At 53.4% G+C, this 20,818-nt stretch carries 19 protein-coding genes and 2 pseudogenes; 8 read left to right on the top strand and 13 right to left on the bottom strand.

Annotated features, from left to right (window positions below):
* Nucleotides 1-31: 31 nt before the first annotated feature.
* The gene (locus tag ACR0DB_RS15045; RefSeq protein WP_480551929.1) at nt 32-943 is read left to right on the top strand and encodes a LysR family transcriptional regulator; all 912 of its coding nucleotides are present in this window, start codon (nt 32-34) and stop codon (nt 941-943) included.
* Between the two features lie 430 nt (nt 944-1,373).
* Here the strand turns inward: ACR0DB_RS15045 and ACR0DB_RS15040 are convergent, their stop codons facing one another.
* The 5 genes from ACR0DB_RS15040 to ACR0DB_RS15020 form a co-directional block, all read right to left on the bottom strand.
* Nucleotides 1,374-1,703, bottom strand: a complete 330-nt coding sequence (locus ACR0DB_RS15040) for a hypothetical protein (protein WP_480551927.1) — start codon at nt 1,701-1,703, stop codon at nt 1,374-1,376.
* 86 nt (nt 1,704-1,789) lie between these two features.
* Nucleotides 1,790-2,524: an SDR family NAD(P)-dependent oxidoreductase gene (locus ACR0DB_RS15035; RefSeq protein WP_480551925.1), complete on the bottom strand. Its 735-nt coding sequence runs from the start codon at nt 2,522-2,524 to the stop codon at nt 1,790-1,792.
* Entirely contained in the window at nt 2,521-3,255 is a 735-nt protein-coding gene (locus ACR0DB_RS15030; protein WP_480551923.1) for an SDR family NAD(P)-dependent oxidoreductase, read from the bottom strand. The genes ACR0DB_RS15035 and ACR0DB_RS15030 overlap by 4 nt, the downstream gene beginning before the upstream one ends.
* A gap of 8 nt (nt 3,256-3,263) precedes the next feature.
* Nucleotides 3,264-4,385, bottom strand: coding sequence for a mandelate racemase/muconate lactonizing enzyme family protein (locus tag ACR0DB_RS15025; RefSeq protein WP_480551921.1), 1,122 nt, complete (start codon nt 4,383-4,385; stop codon nt 3,264-3,266).
* The gene (locus ACR0DB_RS15020) at nt 4,382-4,939 is read right to left on the bottom strand and encodes a TetR/AcrR family transcriptional regulator (RefSeq protein ID WP_480551919.1); all 558 of its coding nucleotides are present in this window, start codon (nt 4,937-4,939) and stop codon (nt 4,382-4,384) included. The genes ACR0DB_RS15025 and ACR0DB_RS15020 overlap by 4 nt, the downstream gene beginning before the upstream one ends.
* A gap of 237 nt (nt 4,940-5,176) precedes the next feature.
* Between ACR0DB_RS15020 and ACR0DB_RS15015 the strand changes: the two are divergent.
* Together ACR0DB_RS15015 and aspT are read left to right on the top strand one after the other, a co-directional pair.
* Nucleotides 5,177-5,934 (top strand): annotated as a pseudogene (locus tag ACR0DB_RS15015) (IS5 family transposase).
* A 213-nt stretch (nt 5,935-6,147) separates the two neighbouring features.
* Complete coding sequence (gene aspT / locus ACR0DB_RS15010) at nt 6,148-7,848, top strand: aspartate-alanine antiporter (protein WP_480551917.1); 1,701 nt, start codon at nt 6,148-6,150, stop codon at nt 7,846-7,848.
* A gap of 99 nt (nt 7,849-7,947) precedes the next feature.
* On the opposite strand, the gene ACR0DB_RS15005 is transcribed toward aspT, so the two are convergent.
* From ACR0DB_RS15005 to ACR0DB_RS14995, 3 genes are all read right to left on the bottom strand, one after another.
* A complete protein-coding gene (locus ACR0DB_RS15005) occupies nt 7,948-9,579 on the bottom strand; it encodes a bifunctional aspartate transaminase/aspartate 4-decarboxylase (RefSeq protein WP_480551915.1) in 1,632 nt (543 codons plus the stop codon).
* Between the two features lie 423 nt (nt 9,580-10,002).
* Nucleotides 10,003-11,391, bottom strand: coding sequence for an SLC5/6 family protein (locus tag ACR0DB_RS15000; RefSeq protein WP_480551913.1), 1,389 nt, complete (start codon nt 11,389-11,391; stop codon nt 10,003-10,005).
* Nucleotides 11,392-12,361: 970 nt separating this feature from the next.
* Nucleotides 12,362-12,580, bottom strand: coding sequence for a hypothetical protein (locus ACR0DB_RS14995; protein ID WP_152456637.1), 219 nt, complete (start codon nt 12,578-12,580; stop codon nt 12,362-12,364).
* A 210-nt stretch (nt 12,581-12,790) separates the two neighbouring features.
* Here ACR0DB_RS14995 and ACR0DB_RS14990 point away from each other — a divergent pair, with 210 nt between their 5' ends.
* The 5 genes from ACR0DB_RS14990 to ACR0DB_RS14970 all read left to right on the top strand — a co-directional run bounded on the left by ACR0DB_RS14990 (nt 12,791) and on the right by ACR0DB_RS14970 (nt 16,740).
* Nucleotides 12,791-13,291, top strand: coding sequence for a Dps family protein (locus ACR0DB_RS14990; RefSeq protein ID WP_480551910.1), 501 nt, complete (start codon nt 12,791-12,793; stop codon nt 13,289-13,291).
* A complete protein-coding gene (locus ACR0DB_RS14985; RefSeq protein WP_480552062.1) occupies nt 13,261-13,626 on the top strand; it encodes a sll1863 family stress response protein in 366 nt (121 codons plus the stop codon). Before ACR0DB_RS14990 ends, ACR0DB_RS14985 begins: the two co-directional genes overlap by 31 nt.
* Nucleotides 13,627-13,670: 44 nt before the next feature.
* Entirely contained in the window at nt 13,671-14,933 is a 1,263-nt protein-coding gene (locus tag ACR0DB_RS14980; RefSeq protein ID WP_475225907.1) for a DUF2254 domain-containing protein, read from the top strand.
* A 294-nt stretch (nt 14,934-15,227) separates the two neighbouring features.
* The gene (locus ACR0DB_RS14975; protein ID WP_480551908.1) at nt 15,228-15,644 is read left to right on the top strand and encodes an Hsp20/alpha crystallin family protein; all 417 of its coding nucleotides are present in this window, start codon (nt 15,228-15,230) and stop codon (nt 15,642-15,644) included.
* A gap of 250 nt (nt 15,645-15,894) precedes the next feature.
* Complete coding sequence (locus ACR0DB_RS14970; RefSeq protein ID WP_170668788.1) at nt 15,895-16,740, top strand: universal stress protein; 846 nt, start codon at nt 15,895-15,897, stop codon at nt 16,738-16,740.
* A gap of 198 nt (nt 16,741-16,938) precedes the next feature.
* On the opposite strand, the gene ACR0DB_RS14965 is transcribed toward ACR0DB_RS14970, so the two are convergent.
* From ACR0DB_RS14965 to ACR0DB_RS14945, 5 genes and pseudogenes are all read right to left on the bottom strand, one after another.
* Nucleotides 16,939-17,394, bottom strand: coding sequence for a thioredoxin domain-containing protein (locus ACR0DB_RS14965; RefSeq protein ID WP_170645024.1), 456 nt, complete (start codon nt 17,392-17,394; stop codon nt 16,939-16,941).
* A 63-nt stretch (nt 17,395-17,457) separates the two neighbouring features.
* Nucleotides 17,458-17,871: a c-type cytochrome gene (locus ACR0DB_RS14960; protein WP_480551905.1), complete on the bottom strand. Its 414-nt coding sequence runs from the start codon at nt 17,869-17,871 to the stop codon at nt 17,458-17,460.
* 142 nt (nt 17,872-18,013) lie between these two features.
* A pseudogene (locus ACR0DB_RS14955) lies at nt 18,014-18,721 on the bottom strand (IS6 family transposase).
* A 55-nt stretch (nt 18,722-18,776) separates the two neighbouring features.
* The gene (locus ACR0DB_RS14950; protein ID WP_480551903.1) at nt 18,777-20,294 is read right to left on the bottom strand and encodes a bifunctional aminoglycoside phosphotransferase/ATP-binding protein; all 1,518 of its coding nucleotides are present in this window, start codon (nt 20,292-20,294) and stop codon (nt 18,777-18,779) included.
* 43 nt (nt 20,295-20,337) lie between these two features.
* Entirely contained in the window at nt 20,338-20,817 is a 480-nt protein-coding gene (locus tag ACR0DB_RS14945; protein WP_480551901.1) for a c-type cytochrome, read from the bottom strand.
* Between the last annotated feature and the right edge of the window lies 1 nt (nt 20,818).

The following is a 20,818-nucleotide window of genomic DNA, read 5'->3' as shown; positions in this document are numbered from 1 at the left end:
ATTCGCACAATGCCATATTAGTAAATTTTATATGGACCGGATTTCGAATACTAACACCATTCTGGCCTTTGTAACGGTGGCCCGTGAAGGCAGCGTTTCCCGCGCAGCCGAAGTGTTGAACCTTACCCAGCCGGCCATCAGCCATCAGATCAAGCGTCTTAGCGAAGAGACTGGACTGACGCTGTTCAACCGAACCGCAACTGGGTTGCAGATCACCCATGACGGCGCTGCGGTTTTGGCAAAGGCGCAACAAGTCCTCGATGCAGTCAGTGATTTCCAACGCAGTGCCCGCCAGCGTATTGGTCGTTTGAGTGGAAAACTGACGATCGGCACGATCGTCGATCCGGAGTTCATTCGCTTGGGCCGTATGTTGGCGCATCTGCGATCAGAGCATCCTGATGTCGAAACCGAGCTGGTACACGGGGTCAGCGGGGACATCCTGACATGGCTCAGACGGGGTCGCGTCGATGCCGGGTTCTACCTGTGTGGACCCGATGACCTTTCCAGTATTGGGTCGGACGGCGGTGATCCTGTGCACGCCATAAAGCTGGCCGATTTTATGTATCGCGTGATCGGGCCAGCTGGCTGGCAGAAGCAGGTGGAAGAGTCCGACTGGCCTTCGCTTGCAGCCTTGCCTTGGATTGGCACTCCCGAAGCCTCTGTCCACCATCGCCTGCTGGCCAAGATTTTCGAAGATCAGGCCAGCCGCCCGAACGTGGTCGCATTGGTGGATCAAGAAGCTTCGATGCTTGAAATGGTGAGATCCGGGATTGGCCTGAGCCTCTGCCGCGATTCCATCGCGCTCCATCAAAAACAATCCTTTGGACTTGCCGTCTGTAATTCTGTTTCAGTTCCTGCGTGCCTGTGCTTTGTGACGCTAGAACGGCGCAAAGATAACCCGATGATCGCCGCAACATTCGACCTACTAAATCGGTCCTGGTGATCGCACCAAGCGGACGGAGCCTGATGTGTCAATGGACGCCACTTTCACATTCCTTGTGAACATGGTGCGGGCTGGAACCGGGCAAATGATTAATCCCAAGCTGGTCGAGCTACGGCGAAGACCAAGCGAACGGCTTTGTTTGCGCGAAAACTGCGTCCATAGATATCATTTCAAAGCTGTCGCTTGGCGCCATCGGTCGACGTGAAAACCAAAATATTCTATTTTATAACTTGAGGTTACGCGGGATTGAAAACAGCAACACGCGTCACTTCAATGGTTGCAACTTCTTCGCGGAAAATCCCGAAACGATGATCGAGGTTTTTTGCAACCGCATGGGATGACGATGAGATTTCTGCGGGACCGTTCAAGCGATCCCGCAACTCATCAATCGAAAAGGCAGCGGTCGCGAAAGGGCCTCTGCCTTTACAGTTTATCTGCCGAAGAACTCAGCGACCGCGTCAGTCGACGCCTTTACAGCTTCAGGTTTGTAGTAGAAGTCCACGTGGCTGAATTCATCAAAGGCCAGTTCCTCGTGTTCATTTGTCAGCTTCTTAACAAACTGGGTTGAACAAGGCGCGGTGAAAGCCGTTTTGCTGTAGATGGTCAGTGACGGCTGCACGATTTTGTCGGCATAGGCTTCGCCGATGGAGATCAGCGACTGCATGCCCTGATCTCCGATATGCATGTTGGTGTAGGTCGGAACCGCGACCGGGCCTTTGACACCATCACGCCCGTAGTAGTCATAGGATTCTCCGGCCATCGGATTGACGCCTGATCCGACAAAGTCTTCGCGGGTTTGCTCATCATTCAGCCCAAATGGTGCGACATAATCGGGCTCAGCAAGCCTTAAGGCAGGCTGAGTTTACTCATTCTACCACCGTCGATCGTGTAGACCTGCCCTGTTACAAAACTGGCTTCACTTGACGCCAGAAATGCTACCAGTGCGGCCACTTCGTCGGGTCGCCCGGTTCGGTTAACCGGATGTATGCCGCCGATCTTACGTCGGAACGCATCAGGCTCTGGCATCGAATTCACGAAGTCTTCGTTGAGTTCCGTGTCGATCCATCCGGGTGCTACAGCGTTGCATCGGACCCCTTCCTCTCCGTGATCCACAGCGACAGACCTAGTCAGGCCGTGCAGGCCCGCTTTTGCGGCACAATAGGCCGCGTGACTAGGATTGGATCCCAAACCTTCAATCGACCCAGTGTTGACAATGCTCCCGCGTGTCTTGCGCAAATGGGGGAGCGCGGCCCGGATCATCAAGAACGGAGCCGTTAGATTCAATGCCAGGCTACGTTGCCAATCCTCAATGCTCGTGTCTTCGATTTTGGCCTCCTGCATCATACCGGCATTGTTAACGAGCACGTCCAGTTGACCGGCACGCCCAACCACTGTCTTGACGACCTCGGTGGGCAGCTGCGGATCGCTCAGGTCCGCGACAATGCCTTCAAAGACCTCATCGGTTTGACGTTGCGCCGTGAATACACGCGCGCCTTCCTGCCGCAGCCGTTCTGCAATGGCGAGGCCGATGCCAGATCGACCACCGGTGACCAGTGCGACTTTCCCTTCAAATCGCCTCATGAGACTGGCTTTCCACCATTCACCTCAACAAGTGCGCCGCACATGTAACGCGCTGCGTCAGAAGCCAAAAACAAAACGACATCCGCAATGTCCTGGGGTTCAGCTATCCGGCCGATAGGTACAGTTGTCCCTAGTTCAGCCACGGCAGTGCTGGGGTCATAACCGCGCTTTTCAAAGCCGCTACGCAGCATAGGCGTGTTCACTTCATTTGGGCACACCGCGTTGATCCGAATGCCCTGATGCGCGTGGTCCATTCCCATGCATTGGGTCAAAGATGCGATTGCCGCCTTGGTCATACAATATAGCGCGTGGTTCGGGCCTGGAGCTTTTCCACCCCAACACGAAGCTGTGTTTACGATCGCCCCACCGCCATCATTGGCCATAATCGGGATTGCTGCCCGACAAATGCGAAAGGGAGCTTCGACGTTAACCGTGATCGAGAGATCCCAATCTGCGTCTGTCGTCTCTGTCACGGCACCGCGTGTAATAACGCCTGCGTTGTTGACTACGATGTCCAGGCCGCCGAGCGCAAGATTAGCAGCCTGAGGGAGGGTATCTGCATAGTCAGCCTGCGACAGATCACCCGGCAGGTGAGCGTCAGCATCAATGCCATCAACATTTCGATCCGCCGCGGCCACCAACGCCCCTTCGGCCCGCAAGTTGGAAACGATAGACGCCCCGATCCCACCAGCTGCGCCTGTGACCAGTGCTTTTTTGCCTTCAAATCTCATATCCATCCTCACGCTTGGAAGCTGGCAACAGGATCACCAAATATCTCGGGACTTGGGGTAACGCCGAGACCCGGACCTTCGGGTAGCGATATAAACCCGCTTTCGATGCGAATACCGTTTTCGGGGTCATAGTGTCCGTCGATGTAAGGTGCGGCCACCCATGCTCCTTCGCAAAGGTCGGGGTGCACAGTTGCTGCAACATGGACACAAGCCGCCGCGATAATGTCGCCGCCCCAGGCATCGTCGCAGGTATGCGGCAGGTTGCGGGCTTCGCAGATATCTCGGAAGCTGCGCATGTTGGTCAGTCCTCCGATGCGCGTGACCTTCATTCCGAACCCGTCTACTAGGCCGGCCCCCGCTGCGCTGATCACGGTATTCAAGTCAACGCTGCTTTCATCCATGTAGATGGCGTGGGTGACTTGCCGGCGGATCTTTTGCAAGTCTTCAACCGTGTTGCAGGGCTGTTCCATAATGAACGGAATGTCAGGGCATTCGCGGCTCACGCGCAGTGCATCGCGCGTTGTCCAACCTCGATTGCCGTCAACCGCAAGACGCATTCCTGAGTTCTTGATCTGCTCCCACACTTTCCGGATCGTTTCGATATCCAGCTCGACCGGACGCCCACCAACCTTCACCTGAAGGCGCGGATAGCCCTCATCGCGTTTATCCGCAGCGAGCCGGGCGATCTCATCCGGAGCACCCACACCTGTCGCATAGTAAGAGGGTACGCGTTCCGTCACAGCACCCCCGAGGAAGTCTGCCACTCTTATCCCAAGCAACTTGCCCAACAGGTCGTGCGCTGCGATGTCAATTGCCGCTTTTGCATAGTTATGGCCATTGAGCAGGCTGTGCATCTTTCGTTGCAACACCAATGGCCAGAGCGGCATACCGATCAAATCTTGTGCCATATGTATCAAAGCCGCGCGTGCGCCAAGCGCATGCGCTTCGGCATAGGTGGGGCCTACCGGGCAGGTCTCTCCCCACCCTTCTGTCCCATCGGTCGCTACAATCTTCACCAGTGTTGTGTCCAGCGCCCAAACTTCGGCATTGGCCATCGTATAGGGTCCATTCTTTACCGGCAGATTGTGCTGATAGATATGGATCTCTTCGATTTTAGGACCGTGACTCATGTGATGCCTTCGGTTTCCAGCACTTTGCGGGCTGCAAGAAGCGCAGATTGGGTGGCCGCAGCAGGACCCCTTAAGCGGGCCACGTCAGTCAAACCTTCGTGCAAAAGAAACAAGGTTTCGGCTGCGTGGCGCGTGTTCTGGTCTGGAGCAAAACGTTCTAAGCGGAGCTCAAACTCATTCGCCAATTTGAGCTTGTGCGCCTTAACCAGATCGGAGATCGGCGCGCTGTTGGGGTGCTCCGCCAGTGCATTCAAAAATAGACACCCAGTGTTTGATACATCACTCAACCAGTCACCCAGTCGCACAAGCGGGTACAATACATGGTCAATGCCCTGTTTCGGACCACCCGCAAGCCACTCGAAATATGCAGCGTCGCGATGCTCCAACGCGCCAACAATCATCTCTTCACGGCTCGGGAAATGCTTATAGAGCGTGCGGATCGAAACATCTGCACCTGCACGCAATGCCTCGACCCCTAGGCCCGCGAAACCCAACTCCGAGAATTGTTGGTGAAGGGCACGAGCTATCTTTTGTTTGGTTCCAATCATAAACATAGTGTAGAACGTTCGCTCTACCATCCGCCTAAAAAAACGTCATGCGCGCGCCGGTTCGCGACGTTTTATTTGGCAGCTTGGTTGCTCTGGTCTAAAAATCGACATTTTCTGAGACGCATCTACAGCACGTTCCCATTTCATCGCAGAGAGACCGTTCTACCTGGTGCGTCTTAGGGTCAGGACCCATTGATTTCCGCGTTGGTGCATGAGTCACGGTTCGAAAAACGAGCGGTGACCATGTCTGATCTTTTCTGGCTCACAGATGCGCAGATGGCGCGTCTTGAGCCCCTCTTCCCTAAGTCCCACGGCAAGCCACGTGTTGACGATCGACGTGTGTTGAGCGGCATTATCTTCATCAATCGCAATTGGTTGAGGTGGCGTGACGCACCTTCGGCCTATGGCCCACACAAGACCTTCTATAACCGTTGGAAGCGGTGGAGCGACAAGGGCATCTTCGCCTGGATGATGGTCGGTCTGGCTGCCGAACACGGCGAAGAGAAGACAGTGATGATCGACGCCACCTACCTGTAGGCCAACCGCACAGCGACCAGCTTGGGCGTCAAAAAGGGGGGCGTGGACGTCTGATTGGCCGCACCAAAGGCGGCATGAACACCAAGCTGCACGCCATCTGCGATAGCCGGGGACGTCCGCTCAACCTGTTCGTCACAGCTGGGCAAATCAGCGATTACATCGGAGCACGGGCATTGCTGTGCAGCTTGCCGGATGTCGATTGGCTGCTCGGGGATCGCGGCTATGACGCCGATTGGTTCCGGGAAGCGTTGAAAGACAAAGGGAAACGAGCCTGTATCCCTGGCCGGAAGCAGCGGAAGAAACCGGTAAAGTACGACAGGCGTCGATACAAACGGCGCAACCGGATCGAGATCATGTTCGGAATGTTGAAGGATTGGCGGCGTGTGGCAACCCGCTACGACAGGTGCCCCAAGATCTTCTTGTCCGCCGTCGCACTCGCAGCGCTCGCCATATACTGGCTATGAGTCCTGACCCTAAAAGACGAAGAGTGTATGGTGTGACCTGCATTCCAAAAACGGCTATTGGGTTCCACGTTCACCTGCCCTTTAAAAGAGTTTGTTCCAAGTAGTTTCGAAACGACCGCACGACCTCGGGTGTTTAAATTTTTTGTTTTCAATACAGTAAGGCTCTGTATCTTTAGGGGAAACGACCAGCGTTTGGACTCTGGAGATTTCAAAATGGAATTGATTACAGAACAACTTCGCGCCTTCCCGATCATGGCTCTGTTTCTTTGTCTGGGCCTGGGATATGGCGTTGGAAAGTTTCGGGTCGGCAAGTTCGAATTAGGAGGCATTGCTGGCACGTTGTTGGTGGCGGTCTTTATAGGCCAGATCGGCGGCATCAATCTTAGTACCGATGTTCAGAATGTATTCTTTTCCCTCTTCATATTTATGGTCGGTTACAATGGGGGGCCTCAATTTTTTGCGGCCTTGAACCGAACTGCGCTGACCAAGCTATTGGCCGCGTTTATGATGACCGTCTGGGGGTTGTTTTTTGTTATCGTTGTTGCTCGGTTGGCGGGCTTGGACAAAGGGCTGGCCGCAGGACTGGCTGCTGGCGGTCTGACACAATCTGCAATCATTGGCACCGCTGGAAACGCCATCGATCTGCTTGGGCTCGCCGCTGATGAGGCGGAAAAGCTGAAAACCAACATCGCTGTAGGATACTCGGTTACTTACATCTTCGGCTCAATCGGCCCGATATTGGCAGTTAGCATCATTCCCATCATCATGCGTGTCGATCTGCGGCAAGAAGCGATTAAGCTGGCTCAGAAACTTGGCGGCGGTGGTCCCAAACTAGAGGAAGGTGAGTTCCTTCCCATGAATCGGTTCGACGCCCGCGCCTATCAGGTAGATGCCGATGCAAGCATTGCCGGAAAATCCGTCAAGGACATCGAAAATGGCTATGATGGTGATCTGATCGTCGAACGGTTGCTCCACGATGGCGCTCCTGTGGATCCGACTCCTGAAACGATAATCAACGCCGGAGACGTTGTGGTCGTCTCCGGCCTCGTCACGACTTTGACCCAGTTCGAGGGGAGCGCCAGTGGTGAAATCGGAGAGTATCCCCCTGAACTGACCGTTGTGGAGGAACGTCGCAACGTCGTGGTCACCAACCGTAAACTGACCAGCAAAACCTTGGTGGAGCTGCGCGAGGCTCTGACGGCAGATCAAAGGCGCGGTGTTCATATCTCAAAGATCACTCGCATGGGCCATGATGTCCCCGTCCTGCACAACACGGAGATCCACGCAGGTGACGAGATCAGTATTGTTGGTCACAAGGACGACCTGAACCGAGTTGCCAAAGTTGCGGGCTATGTGCCGCCATCGGCCTCGGTCACCAATTTCATTGCATTGGGGATCGGTGTGGCTATCGGCTATCTTATCGGAGAGATCAGCTTTGTCATCGCAGGAACGAAGGTGGCTTTGGGGTCCGGCCTCGGTTGCCTGGTTACAGGATTGATCATCGGCTATTTGCGCATCCGGCAACCCAAGATCGGCGGTGTTAACCGTGGGGCCGCGAATTTCCTTCAGAGTTTCGGTTTGGCCGTGTTTGTTGGTGTGGTTGGCCTAAATGCAGGCAAACCCGCACTGGAGGCGATTCAGGAATATGGGATCACGCTTCTGCTTTTAGGCGTTGTGGTTACATTGATGCCCATGATCGTGCAGTTCCCGATCAACTATTTTGCCTTGCGTATCAAGAACCCGGTTGAGGCCTGTGCGGTTGTGACCGGATCACGCTCGGGTAATCCCGGTTTTGCGACACTCTTGGAAAAAGCCGGGAACTCGACACCAACGCCAGCCTTCACCATGACCTATGCCGTGGCCAATATTTTCCTGACACTCTGGGGGCCTTTGGTTGTGGCTTTTGTTCCGTAAGTCAGACCGCACAACAATCAGAGTCCTGGCTTGGAAGGGTGAGATCAGCATGATTACCAGTCATCATGCTGAACCGTTGCTCTGCGCTGCAGCTAGACCTCAACCATGCAAAGGCAGTCCTTTCGAGGCACGGTAGGCCTGCACGTAGCCAGTGGCCACTGCGCGCACCGCTCTTCCGATCTGGCGGTAGGCACTATCATCCAAATTGGCAAACGATACCCGCGCCGACCAGTTAGGCGCGTCAAAGCCCGATCCATTCAGCAACACGATCCCGTGGTCCTGAGCCAGTTTGAAGGATATATCCAACGGGTGCACATTCTCCTTGATCCACTCGACGACCTCTTCACCGACGTATTTGCGAAGCCAGAATTCGAAGTCGATAATACCGTAGTATTTGTCGAACAGCGGGTTATCGGGAACTTCAATGCCCATCCCTTCGACCAGCTCGTCAAAGCGATGTTTCAGAATACCCCAGCAGAATTTCTGATAGGCCTTCTCTTCGTCCATAAGCTCGACGAGTGAAAACAAGGTCATCATCACCTGTTGCGGCAGCGATAGACCTGCAGTGTGGTTCAGCGCAACATCGCGGCTGTCGGCGACGATCCTGTCGATGAACTTGAACGAGGATGGATCAGGCGTCAACGTTTCGTAGCGTGCGTTGACGATGGCCTTGGTTTCATCCGGAGCATCCGCAATCATCTTGTCGAAGATGTTGTTCTCGGCCACCAAAATCGCGCCCAGACGCCACCCGGTGCACCCAAAATACTTGGAGTAGGAATAAACCCCGATGGTGTTCTCGGGCAGATGCCCCAAGATCGACTGAAAGTTTGGAACGAAGGTCCCGTAAACATCGTCAGTCAAAATGATCAGGTCCGGGCGGCGGGTCTTTACGAACTCGACGAGCCGCGCCGAGACCTCTGGGCTGATAGCGACGGAAGACGGATTGCCCGGGTTGACCAGAAAGAGTGCTTTGACCTTCGGGTCGGACAGAATTTCGAAGTCTTCGTCGTTCAGTTGAAAGTGGTCCTCTTGTTTCGAAGAGACATCCACTGTATTTAGCCCATAGTCTTCAAGGACGGGCATTTCCAGATAGGGCGTGAAAATCGGTGTACCCAACGCAATGGTGTCACCGGCATTCAGCAATCGCTGGTTCTTGAGCGCTTTGAAGATGTAACACATCGCTGCGGTTCCGCCCTCAACCGCGTAGATATCGAACTTCGCATCCGGTCGGTGCCCCGCGCACATCGCCCACATAATGTATTCGTGGACAATAATTTCGTTGTGTTCCATGCAACGGTCGGGCATCGGGTAATGGTCGCCGACAATACCGTCGGTCAACTCGAGCACAAAATCGTCAGGCGTAAATCCAAATTTCTCAATCGCAAAATCAACTGTGGCCACCAAAGTATCCGCACCAGGAGGGCCGTTTCCTTCGACCGATTTGGCGCAATACGTCTTTAGCCTGTCATAGCATCCTGGCCCTTGCGGCATCCCAGCCAGACCAACCTCCGGCTCATTCCGATGGCGCTGAGCTTCTGTCAAGGCGAACTGTCCCAAAAGGAAAAATGCTTCCCGCGCTTTGGTAGCGATCCAGTTGGGGTTACCTCGACCGGCATTTAGGTATGGCAGAGCCATCTGACGCGCCTCTTTTTGCGCCAACTTGATAAGTTCGTCTTTGATTTGGAAAGGACTTAGGTTTTCAAATTTATGCAGGTTGAGCGATTCTGGCATGACATCAAATCCTTGCGTTAAAATAGATGACCTGGTTCAGCGGATCGCATGCAGGGCAATGTGTCAATTAAAACAACACCAATTGAAGAGGCCGGTGAGAAGCGGAGGATTGTTTGTCTTCATTGGAAGCCTTAGCTGTAAACATTCTACAAGGTAGTCAGAATGATAGAAATTGTGCTGAAGCTCTGCGCTTGGAACTGACATTCCAAATGAAATTGGACAATTCGCTAGATTAAGCGAGAAAGCCATTGGTCGGGACCGTTGAGGTGATTTCAGCGAACCGCAGGTTTGTCCGCAATCTGCGAGTACGATCATTTCCAGATTGCGCGAATGCCACGAACGACGGCAATGCAGCGCGACCGCGGCGTCAGAGCTGCGTGACGAGTGTTTCTTATAGGCCGTTCAAGCTGTCGCGCGGGTCAGCTATTCGCCCGCAACCCTGCCCGCTGCGCGCTGCGACCCAATCCAGACAGCGATGCATCCCACGACCAACACACAGATACAAATCTGCAAAAGCTGCTCGTATTTGTGCCCATCAATTAGGACCTGCGCCACAAAAGCCTTCCCGCGGAATAGGTAAGCCATCGCACCAAGCATGGCGGCGGTAAAGCTGACAAGATACGCCCAGAGCGCCACCTGTCGACCGCCAATAAGCCCAGCCAGCAGGATCGGCGTCAAAAACATCGAAGCGGTACCCGAGACCGCGACGGCATCAAACAGGGTCTGGTTACCCCAGAGCGTCAGCGCCGCACCCACGACTGCGAACAGGGCCATGGCAATGCGCCCACCGGTTAGGGTGCGAGGGGCTAGGCGCAGTTCCTCAACCACCAGTCGCGCGGCCGAAGACAGCGCGGAATCCAGCGTCGAGAGCGCCGACACCAGGAGTGAAACCAAAAGCGCCATAAAAACCCAGCCCGGCAGGGATTGCGCCCAGGTGCTGATCAGCTCGCCCTGATATGCCGCCCCATCCAGTGCCGCCTGAATGCCAAAGAACCCAAATGCCACGATGCAAAGCGAGGAAATCCAGAACGCGTGCAAGAAGCTCTTCCGGGTTGTATCGCTGTCCGCAATAAACCCACGATCCATCATGACCGGATCATGCACGGGATAGGAGAACACCTGCAGAAAAGCCACGACCAGCAAAACCCAGCCATTGTGCGGGCCCGAAGTGCCTTCGGCGGTCAAAACCGCGCCCAGATCAAAGTTGGGGCTGAGAACCAGCGCGACAAAGGCCAAGGCGAAGACCACAAGAAAGACCGCCATCTGCAGAACATCCGTCCGAAGCGCTGCGCTGAGCCCGCCCCAGGCCGAATAGGCCAGCGCCAATAGCCCGACCAAAAGGATCGAATACGTGCCGATATTGGCGCTGTCAGGTGCTAGTGCGCTAAAGATCAGACCGACCACGATCAGGTTGGCAAAGACCTCAGACAAGAGTCTGAGAGCAATCACGAGGTTATAGCACCCTGTTCCCATGGTTCCGAAACTGTCGCGGAGCCAATCCTGAACCGACCGTGCACCCCGCGCGCGCAACCGTTGCACTACAAAACCACCAGTCAGGAAGGAGCCGTAATACGCGGCATAGGCCAAAACCCCTGCGATGCCGTAGAAATAGCCCAGAATGGCAGAATTCATTAGCGAGCGAGCAAAAATCCAAGTTGTGACTTGGCTCAGCACCAACGTCCAAAGGCCTGGCGCGGCTCCTTCGTTGGTTGTCCCACCAAAGAAGCCCGAAACCGAAGCACGCCGAGGCGATGCCCAGAGACTTGCCAGAATGACGGCACCGAATAGAACAATAATCGCCGAAACCTGCATGGATTCTCCTGCTGTTGATCTGTGGCGCAGCTAACAGGCAAGTGCGCCAACGACCATTCAATTGAACGTGAAGCTGATTGTGGGCGTTGTGTCGCAAACTTCTTGGAGGGCGGTGTTTGTGGAATTGGCAACATGATATTAACCGGGCGGCGTCAGATGATCGGGCAAACCAAAGGCAGCATGAACACTAAGTTGCATGCTGCTACAGATAGTCTGGGATGCCCGATACGCTTCGCCATATCCGCCAGGCAGTTCAGCGACTACACGGGCGCTCGGGCTCTGATGATTAGCCCGGAACCTGATATTCGCACGACGGCGGCGAATGAGGGCTCTTTCCGTGGACTGTGAGTTCGGCCGCCTAAGAATTTCGATCCTTTAGCGAACGGAAGGTTTGATGGGCCGCAGCGCAGCGTCGGCGTGCTATAACCAATGGCAGGAATGGGCCCAATTTGGCAGATCGCAAACTACACAAATGATCGAACAAATTACAAGATACAGCGACTGATCTGCAGCCCTGGATCTCACTTCGTTCACAAAAGAAAATATGACTTGGGTTGCCCTCAGATGCCGAATACTCACCGCTTTTCTGGTCTAACTACGACGGTTGGGTCAGGTTCATGTGACGTTCAACAGGAAGGCAATTGCGGAGAAAGGAGCAACCATATATTTTTTGTAAATTGCTATTAAACATATACAAAATTTTGTCATCTAAAGTGCATACCACCCAATATACCTCACTTAACATTGGAGCCAACGCTTCAATGCCTCAGGTTCGAGCATGACGGAACGACTGGTAAAACACATGAATAGCAGACACTCATACAAAGTGCAGCGAACGTCTTCTTCGAGCCCGAAGCGGACACAGTTTCTTTGAAAGAAGATCGAGCATTATGCGGTATCCAAAAAAACCGAGCGCGCGATACAGCGAACCTTACTGGGACTTCGCTGGGATGTTCTGCGAATAGTCTTTTCACTCGTCCACAACACGAAACTCACCGGAAGGCGCATCAGTAGGTGGTTCCTCAAACTCATTGGAAATCAGACCGCGGCGGATGAGTTCTCTAATGGCGGCCGCTCTGGATGGCAGTCTGTTCTCGAACCGCCAATCATCAATGGCTTTAAGCTCTTCGAGGTCGAGCATCAGTTGCAGTTTTTCCGTGCGCTTTGGCGGTCGATTTTGATCAGACACTGGCATGACCTCAGTAGCTTACGTCAGTTACTCCAAGCATGTATGGCAATGGGCCTTTGTGTCTACATCAATCTTGGCATGTTGTGCCGGATACCCAGGATCATGAAGCGCCCCATGATGTGTCGAATACCTAAATTAAGTATATGATTTTATTTGAAATTTTATGAATCGCTCTTAGGTTTACTCCGCAAGCAACGAAACGGAGTGAAAATGATACAGCAAGTCTTAAAGTCTGAAGTTCAGGAAGAAACCAACGACACAGGCATCGACAAGAACGCCTGGATCGCCAACGCGGTGACGGAAGTACTGGCCGATACCATGGTCCTGATGGTGAAAACACAAGGCACACATTGGAACGTCGTGGGCCCGCTATTCCTGCCGATCCATGAACTAACAGAGCGTCAGTATCGCGACCTGTTCGAAGCTGCGGATGAATTGGCCGAGCGTGTGCGTGCGTTGGGTCAGGTGGCACCGATCTCGTTCACGGACATGGTTAGCCAAGCCAAGCTGACCGAAGAAGAGACGGTTAAAGATGCAGAGGGCATGATCAAACAATTGGTCGCAGACAACGAAGCGATTGCTCGGAACCTGCGTGAGACTGCCGCGACCGCAGCCCATTATGGCGATGGAGCTACAGAGGATCTGATGAACGCCAGGATGGCGAAGCATGAGGAAGCTGTCTGGATGCTCAAGGCAATTGTTGCGGCCTAATTGGCGGCTCCCCTCGATTTGAACCAAGGTTTGCGAAGAAAGGAAAAACGACGACACGTGTTGGGTACGAGAAAAAGGCACAGCTGCAACTGGATAGTTGGAATGCCCAGATTGATGTTCTCGAAGCCAAGCTGAAGGTGGCCGAAGCGGACGCCAAACTCGAGCTCGAGGAGCAGCTCAGCAAGCTCTACAAGGCAAGATCTGACGCAGAGGCTCAACTGAATGATTTGAAGTCGACTAGCGACGAGGCCTGGGAAGATGTCAAAAAGGGCTACGAGGCTGCATGGGGCGATATGCAGAGTGCTTTGAAAAAAGCGGCCGACCGGTTCTCGTAGAGCTGTGTTTGTGAACAAAGCTCGTGTCGTAAATGGAGACAGGAATGCAAACACCTAGAGAATTAGTGAGGTACTTTCGTGGGTTCCTAACTATCCCTGCCGCCATTAGTCTTTCAGGGCTTTTGGTGGCTGGGATTGTCTTCAAGACGGAGCAAGCGCTCGCGAGTTGGGGTTGGTCCGCTTCCGATTGGCTGAGCGTTTCTAATCGTACTGCGAGCGATGTACTAAGCGCAATCTCGGCAGCATCCATGTCCGCGTTGGTCATGGTCTATTCCATTGTTTTGCTGGTCTACACCTTAGCAGCCGGATCAATTGGGCCCAGGCTCTTGCAGCGTTTTGGCGAAGACAGGGTAAATCAGATTGCAGTTGGCTCACTTGGAGCGACGTTTTTATACAGCTTGTTGATCTTGTGGCTGATACGCGATGACACATCCGTAAATTTGGCCGTTGCGATTGGAATAGTCTATTCGATCATCTCAGTTCTTTTGCTGTTGCTCTTCGTTCATACAGTATCGACGCGCGTAACCATTGATCAGGAGGCGGCGCGGATTTCAGAGGCCTTGGATCGCCAAGTCAGCACCGCAATCGAAAACAGCGCAGATACTCCATCTTCAGAGGCAGTCCCTGAGGAGGGAGACAAGCGCCAAGTCTTGGCTTCGGGCACTGGATATGTGAATTCGATCAATACCGAAGGTCTAGTGAGTGCGGCCAAGGAAGCCGGAGCAGTCGTCGTTTTTGATGTGCAGCCAGGAGACTTTATGGTTCCATCGGACACTTTGGCCAAGGTTTATGGTGATAGTGACGAAAGTCTTAATGATCTGGTGCAAGCGGCAGCTCCGTTAATCTCCGCGCGAGATCCTAATGGCGATATCCGCTTTTCTGTCCATCTTCTCGTTGAAATCGCACTTCGGGCGTTGTCACCGGGTGTCAACGACACGTTTACCGCAATAGTCTGCATCGACCGACTGTCGGCGTCTCTGGCTCGAGCGTGGTCGTCAAAGCTCTGCACGGGTGTGTATCGGGATGATGACGGAAACGTACGGGTGGTTTACCCGTCCATCACGGCTGAGGCACTGTTTCACGACTCTATGCCAGCTCTAAGACGCGCTGCCCGGGGTAATGGCCTCGTAACGGCCGCCCTTATTCGCGCTTTGGTGCGCATCGCAGAGGCAGCTCCAGAAGAAGATTTGCTGGCTGTTGTAGATGAACTATCTGCGGTCAGAGATGAGACCCGAGAAAGCGATATGCTTGAGCGCGATATTGATAAGTTTTGTGGCCAGGTCGAAACCGCAATTGAAGGGTTTTAGTCAACCGTCCTGGACAATTGCAGTCCAGTGCGGCTGGGGGGTGGTTTGTGAGTGGGCCATCCCCCAACTTATGGAAAAGTGCTCTTCGAAAGGTCTTAGTTACATTTCAACGAAAGGTAGTCAGTGAGTGGCGAAACCAAACGGCTACTTTGCCCGCATAGCTGACCTTCACTGCATCGGGCTCCATTGTCTGCTTTGCGGACATTGCAGCCAAGCCCTTTTGATCCGCATCAAGGACGTGGAACGGCGACCAGCTCAATATCTCTCCAACCTATCAAAGAGGAGAACCCGGAAATGGTAGAGAAATCTCACACCAGTGGCTTCTGGCCTTCGCTTTATGAACCTCTTCGGCAGGCGGGGACGCGTGTATCCGAATGGTTGGCCCCCGCATCAGAGGCCTTAGGATCGGAAGACACTTACCGTATAAGCGTCGAACTGCCAGGGGTGGCTGAAGGAGACATCGACTTGAGTGTTCATGACGGTGTTGTAACGCTGAAGGGCGAAAAGCAGACCGAGCGCGAAGAGAAAGGTGAGACATGGTTCTTCTCTGAGAGGCAGTATGGCTCATTCAGTCGGTCTTTTCGGCTGCCGCCGGACGCGGATGCCGGCAGTGTCGACGCACACTTAAAGGATGGAGTGCTGACCATCACTATTCTAAAGGTCGCACCGAAAAAGTCGGAAGATACCAAGGTGCAGATCCGCAGATCCTAGGGCGATACAACTTGAACGTTACACTCAGTGGGACGACTGCTTCGTGAGCTAGCAGACGCTGGAAGAAAATATGGCCTTGACCACAACGCGGGCAATGTTGCCGCTTTCCGTTTCAGCGCCTCTCTCCCAAAGTGCATGGGAGAATTGACAGGCTAGAATTCTATACGACGGCGAAAGGCGTGTGGCCGAAATACAATTCATGATACAGTTGAAGGCCTCCGACTGGCGCCAAACTTCAACGGAGACCCCTATGGAACGCCGAACCATACTTTTTGTTATGAATGTTAAAACCGAGGACCACGAGATCGGCAAGGTTGCGGAAATGGCCGCAAGAGAGGACCATCATTTGCTTTGTCTTATGCTTGATATGGCCCCGGCCTTGCCTGCATATTCCTACTCGGTTCCGCCATATGGCGGGCTGAATATTCCGGACGATTGGAAGGAGACCCTAGCCTCCACGCAAGCTAATCTCAAATTCAGGTGTGATATAATTGAACAGCTGCTCGCACAGAGAAATGCGTCGGGGGAGGTTGAGGCTGTCCTTACTGCAAGCATGGATACCAAACATGTCGTTGCGCGTTTTGCCCGTGTCAGCGATGAGGCGATCTTTTCTCAAAGTCTGCGGGAGACCCGCGATCTGATGACCGAAGCGGCATCCGGCGTTTTGTTCCACTCACCGATCGGATTTCGGATCAATGCCAACCTAGCACGAAATTCCGAATGCATATTTGTCGCCTGGGACAGCAGCGAGGCGGCGTCTGCAGCAGTTCACGCCGCCCTACCGCATCTGCTGGACGCGCGCGAGGTGATTATAGGATGTATCGACCCTGTGACCACGGTTAACCGTGACGGGCAGGATCCCGGAACCGATGTAGCCGCATGGCTCAGCCATCATGGATGCTTGGTAACCTTGTCACAGTATCCCAGCGGTGGACGCTCCGTCGCCGATGTTATTCAGGACCGCGCGGCGGAAGCCGGCTCAGATCTGATCGTGATGGGAGCATACGGTCAGGCCCGGATGATCCAGACTGTTTTGGGCGGAACGACCCGGTCGATGGTCGAACAGACCAAGTTACCGGTCTTCCTCGCCCACTGAGAAACCCCCAGCGGGATCCGCTTTTTTTGAACGAGCACTCTGCGGGAAAACCTGCTGGTTAACGGCCAGACGAATGATTTCGTGGTTGGTTTTGTAGTACTTTAATGGCGATCTTTTTATTCATAAGCTGAGGCTACGAAAGCCCCCTGCTCCGCATCAAGCCAAGTGCTTCTGACAAAACCTAGCAAGGATCATCGCTCATTGCGCATGTCCATCTAGTGTCGTGCCGGTGCTTGTGCCGACCCAGTCTGCTATGTCGCTTGCGGATATCACGCCAGTCCGCCGTCCAATTTCTTTGCCACCTTGGAAGGCAATCAGAAGTGGAATGCCGCGGATGCCATACCGGGCTCCCGCCGTCGGAAATGCCTCAGTATCGAGCTTGGCGAGGCGCGCGCGACCTTTGAGCGCCTGAGCGGCGTTGGCGAACTCTGGCGCCATCATGCGGCAAGGACCACACCATGCGGCCCAAAAGTCCACAATCAATGGAACGTCGTCGATACGTTCCGCCTTCTGTAAAACGTCGAGAGAGACATCGATGGGAGCCCGGGGCACGAGCAGGGCACCACATTTTCCACACTTAGGAGAAGCGCGCAGACGGCCTTCCGGAACCCTATTTCCCTGACCACAGGCGAGACAAGCAAGCTTCAAACTCATATGCTAATCCCCCTTATCCTTCTGTTCATCAATAATTAGCCCTTCGCTCAGCTCCAAATTTCTTCAGGGAAGATAAGACTTTGGAGTGGGATCCTGCAGTGCCTCAAGGTAATTTGCGATCGCGATCAGCTTAGTGGGCATTAGGATTGGCTCACCATTGCCTCTATCGAATTCACTCATTTCATTGTCCAAAAGGTCGACGATAACCGGCATATCCTCTCGCGGGAGAATGTTGCGGGAATACCCGCTCAGTATCTCCATGATCTCAAGAGCGGGCCACACCCCGTTGCGCCGCGCTGCAATTCTCGTCAAGTCTGGCGGCTGTGTGCTCAAACGCGCAGCCACAGGCCCATCGCCCTTTCCATCAACACCATGACAAGACACGCAGTTTTGCAAGTACAGCGTTTTTCCGGTAGTTGTTTTTTCTATAGTGGTTCCCATCAAAAGAAGAGGAACCATAAGCAACCAATATTTCATACGAGTGATCTTTCCGAAACGGTGCATCAAAGTTAACGTTTCTTTTCAACCAGTACTTTGATCCCGGTCAATTGACTAATCACGGCTTAGGTGCTGTCAGAAAAATTCAAACCAGTCTCAGCTAGGCCAATATAGCTGCCCTTTAAGTTGCACCAAGTTCGCGCCACTCGGCGAGAGCAGCGTTACGTGTCAGCTTGAAAGTGTCTCGGCTGGCGGGCGATCTTTCTTAGTTGAAGTGGTTTCGGATAGAGGGGTTGACGGATGCGAATTTCTGCAAACTTCGCATGCGCCTGAAGCATTGCATGGCGCGTTCTCGTCGCCGGAGAGGAAGATGCGAATTCTCTACCCGGTTGTTGAGCCTACGGCCCTTTAGTTATTTTTCGAGAGCACCCAAATCTCTGAGCGCCGCCTTGTAGGATGCGAAGAGGTTTGTGACTATTTCCTCTGCACAACCGCGTCGCTTCATCAATTTCTTCAGAAAATTTGAAGCTGCAGTTTTGTTTCGGCGTTTGGTGACAACGGCTTCCAGCACTTCACCTTCGTTATCGAAGGCCAGCCAAAGATAATGCAGCTTGCCGTTCACCTTCACGAAAACCTCGTCCACGTGCAACTTCCATTTTGAGAATGCGCGCAGTTGCTGGACGCGTTTTCTGCGGATCTCTGCGGCGAAAACTGGACTAATCCTGTTCCGCCAGTACCGGACAGTTTCATGGCTAACGTTGATGCCTCGCTCATGCAGCAGATCTTCGACATTCCGAAGCGAGCGCGGGAAGCGGATGTATAACATCACCACAAGGCGGATGATCTCGGGGCTGGTTTTATAGTACTTAAAAGAGCCAAGTCTGGTCATGGGCAAAAGCTACGCAACTGCCCTGCCTGCCTCAACCCAAGCTCTTCTGACAGTTTCAGGCCAGCGTTTTCAAAATCTTCAACCGCGTTTCTTCTATCGTACAAGAGGTCTTAATATGGTTCCAATCAATTGGACCCAAGTGCTTTTGCAACTGCCTTTCAAGCACTCGCGTAGTCGCATCAGAAGCTGATTGAGGCCGTGTTTGAATGCGTCGTTTGAGTTCTCCCGGCGCCACGGTTAACCAGATGCCGTCGAAGCGAACACAAGCTTCCCGCGCGATCTGTTCGACTTCCTCCCTTCGGCCAGGGCGATCGTAAACGGCGTCGACCACCACCGCGCTCCCACCGCTCAAAAGTGAGCCGGCTCTCTGCGCCATTGAACCATAAACTCTATCCGAAACCTCAGGCATATAGGCGTGATCCGGTAACTTGGTGTGTGGATCGCACCCGAACATTGCTTTGCGGGTCCTATCACTTTCTATCACTCTTGCGCCCGGTGCAGATCCGATGGCAGGAGCAATTGCACTCGACATAGTCGACTTTCCGCTCCCACTAAACCCGCCGATCGCGACCAGGCGCGGCTTCGAGGCACACAAGAGAGATATTGCCAGCTCGTAGTAACTGCGGGCTTCTTGCCGCTTGACGTTTGCGTCTTCGATGTGTGGGTCTTCGGATTGGGTCGCAAGGACATGCGCTCGGACCGCTGCTCGAAGAGCAATAAAAAACGGCAAACAAGGGTAACCGTCTTCTTCCTCTGTAATATCTAGATAGTGATTTACGACGAGGTTCGCGAACTTTCGTAAATCCCTGTGCCAAAGATCCATAGCTAGGAAGGCGAGATCATAAAGAACGTCAACAGTCGCCAGTTGGTCATTGAAATCGATACAGTCGAAGAGTGTTGGGCGACCGTCGAAAAGGCAAATGTTTCGAAGATGAAGGTCGCCATGGCACAGTCTAACGCAACCACGCGCGGCACGTTTGTCGAGGATAGGTGCCCTCTGCTTCAAGTCCGCGTGAAAAGCCCTGTCAATTAGGTCAACTTCAGCCTTGGAAAACACCGAACTTTGCTGAAACCCCGCGTGATTAATATCCAGAACGGCTTCGATATTTTCACGCCCATTGGCTTGGACCTTTTTTGCCAACTGATGAGCTTTGGCGATCGTCTTGGCCAGGACACTCATCACGTCCGCAGTCAGCTCTCCACGCACAGCCATTTGGTCCAGAATTGCATCTTGATCGAAGCGTACCATCTCAACAACTGCGTCAACAAACTCGCCCTGCCCGTCCAAATTCAACCCTGAGCCACTTCGAGTAATGTGCCGCACGCCGAGATAGATCTCGGGCGAAGTGATTTTGTTAAGTTGCAACTCCTTTGCGCATGCCTCTGACCGAATTTCAGAAGTTGAGAAGTCTGCATAAGGCAAATAGACCGCCTTCTTCAGCTTGTATGCTCGACTTCCCGCAAGAAAAACGATTGAAATATGTGTTTCGATAACATCGATTTTATTATTGATGCCGTACGTGGCTGGGTCCGACAGGAAAGCCACTACTTCGCTTTGGTCTTCAACAATCATCTTTGCCTCCGGTGACCAAGAAAAGTCTTTTTCGGCTCGGTGTTCACGGCACGTAACTAAGCGGCTTGGGAGATTGAATGCTCTCCAGATACTCGGTCAACGCGATGAGTTTGGCAGGAACTTCTGCTACCAAGCCATTTCCCGTATCAAATTCGACCGTGGAGCCTTCGCTTAGTTCGGCGATAACGGGCATGTCCTCACGTGGGTTCGTTGTTTTTAGATAGCCATCCAAGATCGACATCACTTCTAGCATTGGCCAAACCCCGCTTCTTCGGTCGGCAATCTTGGTCAAATCCGGAGGTTGTGTTTTCACGGCTGTCGCCGCAGGCCCATTTCCCTGTGCATCAACGCCATGGCATTTGGCGCAGTGTGCCATGAATAGATTTTCGCCTTGTGTCGGAACTGTTTCCGTCAAACTCTGAAACGGATAAAACACGGAGCCAACCAGGATTACTGCCGTCAGTTTTTTCATAGTCTCAAGCCCACTAAAATTGAGTTTTTTGCCCTTCAAGATTTGAAGCAAG

The organism is Ruegeria sp. AB6, assembly GCF_056542685.1.
Note: the sequence above shows the minus strand (reverse complement) of the source record. Positions and strands in the feature narration are given on the sequence as shown.

Coding starts and splice junctions, on each gene's coding strand:
- ACR0DB_RS14970 (WP_170668788.1), top strand. CDS start 15,895: ATGGAACGCCGAACCATACTTTTTGTTATGAATGTTAAAACCGAGGAC.
- ACR0DB_RS15005 (WP_480551915.1), bottom strand. CDS start 9,579: ATGCCAGAATCGCTCAACCTGCATAAATTTGAAAACCTAAGTCCTTTC.
- ACR0DB_RS14950 (WP_480551903.1), bottom strand. CDS start 20,294: ATGATTGTTGAAGACCAAAGCGAAGTAGTGGCTTTCCTGTCGGACCCA.
- ACR0DB_RS14965 (WP_170645024.1), bottom strand. CDS start 17,394: ATGAGTTTGAAGCTTGCTTGTCTCGCCTGTGGTCAGGGAAATAGGGTT.
- ACR0DB_RS15000 (WP_480551913.1), bottom strand. CDS start 11,391: ATGCAGGTTTCGGCGATTATTGTTCTATTCGGTGCCGTCATTCTGGCA.
- ACR0DB_RS14960 (WP_480551905.1), bottom strand. CDS start 17,871: ATGAAATATTGGTTGCTTATGGTTCCTCTTCTTTTGATGGGAACCACT.
- ACR0DB_RS15030 (WP_480551923.1), bottom strand. CDS start 3,255: ATGAGATTTGAAGGCAAAAAAGCACTGGTCACAGGCGCAGCTGGTGGG.
- ACR0DB_RS15035 (WP_480551925.1), bottom strand. CDS start 2,524: ATGAGGCGATTTGAAGGGAAAGTCGCACTGGTCACCGGTGGTCGATCT.
- ACR0DB_RS15020 (WP_480551919.1), bottom strand. CDS start 4,939: ATGTTTATGATTGGAACCAAACAAAAGATAGCTCGTGCCCTTCACCAA.
- ACR0DB_RS15025 (WP_480551921.1), bottom strand. CDS start 4,385: ATGAGTCACGGTCCTAAAATCGAAGAGATCCATATCTATCAGCACAAT.
- ACR0DB_RS14990 (WP_480551910.1), top strand. CDS start 12,791: ATGATACAGCAAGTCTTAAAGTCTGAAGTTCAGGAAGAAACCAACGAC.
- ACR0DB_RS14980 (WP_475225907.1), top strand. CDS start 13,671: ATGCAAACACCTAGAGAATTAGTGAGGTACTTTCGTGGGTTCCTAACT.
- ACR0DB_RS14975 (WP_480551908.1), top strand. CDS start 15,228: ATGGTAGAGAAATCTCACACCAGTGGCTTCTGGCCTTCGCTTTATGAA.
- aspT (WP_480551917.1), top strand. CDS start 6,148: ATGGAATTGATTACAGAACAACTTCGCGCCTTCCCGATCATGGCTCTG.
- ACR0DB_RS15045 (WP_480551929.1), top strand. CDS start 32: ATGGACCGGATTTCGAATACTAACACCATTCTGGCCTTTGTAACGGTG.
- ACR0DB_RS15040 (WP_480551927.1), bottom strand. CDS start 1,703: ATGGCCGGAGAATCCTATGACTACTACGGGCGTGATGGTGTCAAAGGC.